5 protein-coding genes and 1 pseudogene are annotated in these 5159 nt (G+C 69.0%); 3 read left to right on the top strand and 3 right to left on the bottom strand.

Features of this window, described 5'->3' with window-relative positions; translation table 11 throughout:
- Nucleotides 1-314: 314 nt before the first annotated feature.
- On the top strand, nt 315-1034 hold the full coding sequence (locus P0W64_RS22490) for a TMEM165/GDT1 family protein (RefSeq protein WP_275482432.1): 720 nt from the start codon (nt 315-317) through the stop codon (nt 1032-1034).
- A gap of 77 nt (nt 1035-1111) precedes the next feature.
- Nucleotides 1112-1870, top strand: coding sequence for an SDR family oxidoreductase (locus P0W64_RS22485; RefSeq protein ID WP_275482431.1), 759 nt, complete (start codon nt 1112-1114; stop codon nt 1868-1870).
- Between the two features lie 15 nt (nt 1871-1885).
- On the opposite strand, the gene P0W64_RS22480 is transcribed toward P0W64_RS22485, so the two are convergent.
- From P0W64_RS22480 to P0W64_RS22470, 3 genes are read right to left on the bottom strand one after another with little or no spacing between them, the layout of a single operon-like run.
- The gene (locus tag P0W64_RS22480; RefSeq protein WP_343232899.1) at nt 1886-3028 is read right to left on the bottom strand and encodes an MAB_1171c family putative transporter; all 1143 of its coding nucleotides are present in this window, start codon (nt 3026-3028) and stop codon (nt 1886-1888) included.
- Nucleotides 3025-3531 carry a hypothetical protein gene (locus P0W64_RS22475; protein WP_275482428.1) on the bottom strand — a complete coding sequence of 169 codons (507 nt, stop codon included), beginning with the start codon at nt 3529-3531 and terminating at the stop codon, nt 3025-3027. Before P0W64_RS22475 ends, P0W64_RS22480 begins: the two co-directional genes overlap by 4 nt.
- A gap of 58 nt (nt 3532-3589) precedes the next feature.
- Nucleotides 3590-4108, bottom strand: coding sequence for an XRE family transcriptional regulator (locus P0W64_RS22470; protein WP_275482427.1), 519 nt, complete (start codon nt 4106-4108; stop codon nt 3590-3592).
- Between the two features lie 209 nt (nt 4109-4317).
- On the opposite strand from P0W64_RS22470, the pseudogene P0W64_RS22465 reads away from it, so the two are divergent.
- Nucleotides 4318-5159 (top strand): annotated as a pseudogene (locus P0W64_RS22465) (hypothetical protein); the annotation flags it as partial.

Here is a 5159-nt window from a genome sequence, read left to right as displayed (position 1 = left end):
GGGGGGGGCCCGGGCGGCTCGTCTTCTTCCTGCCCCCTGCCGCCACGTCGACCGCAACCCGAAGCATGCCACGCCCGCCGCCCTGCCACAGAAGTTCGGGAACCCAAAACCATTGCTGGACTTGCTGATTCAGTGGCGCATGCGTAATCTGGACGACGCACGAAGGGGAGTAGCCCCCAATCGCGCGGTCGACATGCTGGTGCCCATGCGCCCGGCCGCGCGAACCGGTACCCCGGTGGGCGAGACCTTTGTGCCACCTCGAACGGTCCGAGAGTCGGGTCGTGTTGTGGCACAGGTCTTTCCAGGAGGTCACGGTGCTGAGTGCAGTTCTGATCGGTTTCGGTGTCGTATTCGTCGCGGAGATGGGTGACAAGTCCCAGCTCATGGCGATGACGTTCGCGATCAAGCACCGCTGGTGGGTGGTCCTCGCAGGCATCACCGCCGCGACTGCACTCATCCAACTCGTGTCCGTGGTCGTCGGCGGCACACTCGCGGCCGCGCTCCCCGCGGGCCTGATGCCGGTCGTCGCGGGCCTGACGATGCTCGCCTTCGCGTTCTGGACCTGGCGCGGCGAGGGGCCGGATGCCGAGGACTCGGGCGACGGCCCCGCGGCGCGACGCGGCGCGTTCCTCATGGTGACATCGTCGTTCCTGCTCGCCGAGTTGGGGGACCGGACGATGCTGGCGACGATCACGCTCGCCACCCAGCACGACCCGGTCGGGATCTGGATCGGCTCGACGATCGGAATGGTCCTGGCCGGCGGCATGGCAATCGTCGTCGGCGCACTGCTCGGCCACCGCATCCCCGAGCGCGCACTCTCCATCTTCGCCACCGTGTTGTTCTTCGGATTCGCCGTATGGATGCTCGTCGAGGCGATCGCCGGCCTCGAGACCACCGGGCCCGTGGTCGCCACCGTCGCCGGAACGATCGCCATCAGCGCCGTAGGGCTGTGGGCGGTACGCCGCGCCTACCGGGCGCGCGCTGCAGCCGCGGCCACGGCGGCCGAGAGCAGCCACGGCATCCCTGCCCGCTGACCGCGCGCCACGCTCACTATCGTGCTGTGCAGGGCACGCGCACCGATGCGCGCGCAAAGAACGAAAAAGGGGATTGCATGGACGTCTCAGGTTCCTCCGTCATCGTCACCGGCGCGGCCTCCGGGTTGGGTGCCGCCACCGCCAAGCGCTTCGCGGAAGCCGGCGCCTCCGTCTTCGGCCTCGATCTGCAGCAGTCGATCGACAAGGCCACCGACGTTCCCGGCGTGACGCTCCTGGCCACCGACGTGACCGACGAGAACCAGGTCACCGCTGCGATCGCGACCGCCGCCGAGGCGGGCGCCCTGCGCGTCGCCGTCAACTGCGCGGGCATCGGCACCGCTGGACGGATCCTGTCGAAGAAGGGGCCGCACAGCCTGGATCTCTACAAGACGATCATCAACGTGAACCTGGTGGGCACCTTCAACGTGATGCGCCTCGCGGCCGAGACCATGAGCAAGCAGGAGGCCGCGGACGCCCAGGGCTCGCGCGGCCTGATCGTCAACACGGCGTCCGTCGCCGCGTTCGAGGGTCAGATCGGCCAGATCGCGTACGCCGCATCCAAGGGCGGCGTGCACGCGATGACCATCTGCGCCGCACGCGATCTCGCGCAGTTCGGCATCCGCGTCAACACGATCGCCCCCGGCACCATCAACACGCCCATGCTCGCGGGTGTCACCGACGAGTTCAAGAAGACACTCGAGGCGGGCATCCCGTTCCCACAACGCCTCGGCGAGCCCACCGAATACGCCGACCTGGCGTTCTTCCTCGCCGAGCACGATTACATCAACGGTGAGACGGTCCGCATGGACGGCGCACTCCGGATGGCTCCGCGCTAGAGCTCGAGCGCCGGCTCAGCTCGCCGCTCCGCCTGCCGCCCCGCCCGTCACGCCGGCGGTGGCGGGCGGATGCGAGCGGACCTCGTCGGACAGGACGAGCAGGGGTGCGGCATCGTCGTCGACGGTCGGCCCGTTTGCGGGCAGGACCATGCGCGTGGGTTGCGATGCGGCCCCCAGCATCTGGTACGCCTGGATCGCCACGCGCATCTCCGCGACGTTCGTAGCCGGATCCTTGTGGCCGAAGTCGTCGGGCAGGTATGGGCTGATCTGCACGAGGACGTCCCGGATCTCGACGACGCGACGCTGATAGACGAGGTGCACATCGGTGCGCCAACCGCGGCGTTCGCCGGGCAGGACGATGTCGGGCAGCACGGCCGTCAACTCGCGCCAGAGCGGACCGAGCCGCCGGTAGTTACGCCGGTGCAGCCGCCTGTACTTCGCTGCGACGACGATGCCGCGCACCCCGGGATAGCAGATGCCGACGATGAAGAGCACGACGCCGGCCACGGTGATCACTCGCGAACTGGTGAGCACGGGCGGCATCGAGGCGACCTTGAGCAGGTTGACGACGATGAAGGCGACCTGCAGGAGCGAGCCGAGTGAGGCGACGCCCAGACCGACTGCCATCAGCTTCAGCGACCGCGTGAGATAGCCCCGCGCGAACGGCATCAGCTGGATCAGCGAGAACACGCAGTCCGCGAGACCATAGACGAGGTACGCACCCGCGACCACGAAGAACGCCGCGAGACCGACCTCCCGGACCGTGAGAGCGTTGAGCGCCGCCTGCCGCAGCGCATCCGGCGTGACCGTCATCGCGACGGACAGGCCGACCACGGCGACGACGAGCGGCACCGCCTCGATCCCTGCGCGCCGCTGCCTGGCCGACTCGGTGTGCCCGTAGAAGAACGTGACGGCCAGCGAGGCGACGCCGAGCACGATGAGCGCATAGCCACACACCCGGGACAGGCCGGGAATGGTATACGAATCCACCAGGGGGCCCATCGTGCGATTGAGCAGCAGGGGCGAGAGCGTCAGCGAACCGATCGCGATGGTCATCGCGACGGCCTGCACGCCCTCGCGGGCGCGGACGAGCCTGTGTACGCGCCAGCACAGCACCGCTGTGAAGAACGCGACCCCCAGGACGTTGAGGACGTTCACAACCAACGGGAGTGCCCCCCCAACGCGCGCTGGATACCGCGCAGGCTCGAGTGGCGGGCGGCGGTACCGGCGGTCGCATTGGCCTCGGCCGCCCAGCCCATGATGATCGACGCGATCATCTCGGCCTCCCACTCATGCTCGTCGTCGTAGCAGGTGCGGTGGAGAGCGTCGGACGTCGCCTCGTCCGGCATGTCGTCCGGCGCCGCAACGGCCGGCTCGACGAGCTGGTGCCCCGCTATGAGGTGGCCGAACTCGTGGATGATGATCTGGTCGCGATGCACCTGGGATGTGTTCGCCTGGTGGAAGAAGTAGTCGGCGTCCTCGCCGACCAGCCACACACCGTTGGGTACGCCGGCGGGCAGCGGGTGCCCGAGCACGGCTATAGGGCGGCCACGGCGCTCGCCGTACCGCTCACACATCTGCACCGCGTCGAAGGGCAGGTCGAGCTCGAGTGTGCGCACCTCGCGTTCGCAGAGGCGTCGCAACGCCCTGGGTGTACGCATCCCCCTCCTCGCCGCTGCGGCCATCGGTCACGCGGCGGGTGGGATCAACCGGATGAAATCACCCGGCGTCCTCGGAGCCCTCCGCATCGCGAGAGTCTACGGGAAGCTCCGGCGGATCGGCGGGCAGTCCCTGCTGGACCCGCAGTACCTTGATCAGCTCGTTCACCATGTTCACCGAGTCCGACGACAGCCCAGCCAGGCGGAATGCCGCCATCTGCACCTTGGTGTCGGCCTGCAGCCGCATCAGGTGGATCTGATCGCGCGTGCGTTGGGCGGCCTCATCCTCGAGGAAATAGTGCACGTCCACGCCGAACGCTGCGGAAATGCCCTCCACGGTGCGGAACGACGGCGACTTCGCCTTACCCGAGCGCAGCTGGCTGAGGTACGACTCGCCCAGCCGGAAACCCAACGCCGTCGAGCGCTGCGCTATGGCCTTGGCCGTGAATGCACGCCCGTTCGGGCCGGGAACGGTGCGGAAAAGCTCCTCGAGGCGGCTGGCGAACAGCCCCTGGCCTACCAGAATCTGGTCGCCGTCGAACTCGTCAGGATGCGGCTCGGCTCCAATGGTCTCAGACATGTGCCACCCTCTCTACCTCCGGCACTGGACGCCCCTACCCGGTGTCGCCGGCGGGTCGGTTAACCAGCAGTGTAGCGTAGTTTGCCAGCTGATACATCAACTTTGCCATCAGCGAACGACGAAGACCACGCCAGGTATATTGTGACAATAGGGGTGGCGCACTTATCACGAGAGGTATGCAATTGTCTGGAACGCAGTGCCGTAGGCCTGTGTGCACCCGCATATTTGCAGGTCTCGCCGCCACAGCAGCCACCACCGCAGCGGGTGCGGCGCTCTACAGCGCCCCCGTGTCGGCTGCGCCCGCTCCGTCGATGCAGACGGCGACCAACAGTCCGGTATACCTCACCTCCGGCGCGCCGGAATTGTTCGGCGGGGGCTCCGGCGGCAGCGGTTCCAGCGGCAGCAGCGGCTCCGGCGGCAGCGGTTCCAGCGGCAGCAGCGGCTCCGGCGGCAGCGATTCCAGCGGCAGCAGCGGCTCCGGTAGCAGCGGATCGAGCGACTCGGGCGGATCCAGCAACTCCAGCGGCGCCGGGCACTCGGCCGGCGGCTCTAACAGCCAGGGCGCGCGCGGCGGGCTCCTCGGCCGCGGCGGCCTACTCGGCGCATTGCTCGGTGGCTCACACAGCGGCAACAGCAGTAAGAGCGCAACCAAACCATCTCTGGGGGGCGGCACAGGCACGCCGGGCGGGGGCGGCACACCGGGCGGTGGCGGCACACCAGGCGGGGGCGGGACACCCGCCGGCACGGGCGGCTCGAGTGCCTCCGGATCCACCGACTCGGCGAAAGGCGGCAGCGCCGGCGGCGCCAAGGGTGGCTCCGGCGCACCGGGCAGCATGGGCACACCCATCCGCAACGGTGGAAGCGGCGGGCAGGGCCCCTCGGCCGGCCGTACGAATCGGGACGCCGGCGCCGAACCGGCGGCTCCCAAGCCGGCGGCCCCCAAGCCGGCAACACCGAACGCGAGCGCCCCACAGAGCGGCTCTGGTGCAGGCCCCGGCGCAGGAACAGGCAGCGGCGCCGGAGCCGGTGGCGGAGCGGGCGCAGGAACAGG

Source organism: Tsukamurella sp. 8F, from assembly GCF_029167375.1.
Taxonomy (GTDB): domain Bacteria; phylum Actinomycetota; class Actinomycetes; order Mycobacteriales; family Mycobacteriaceae; genus Tsukamurella.
This window is presented reverse-complemented; position numbering and strand designations above follow the sequence as displayed.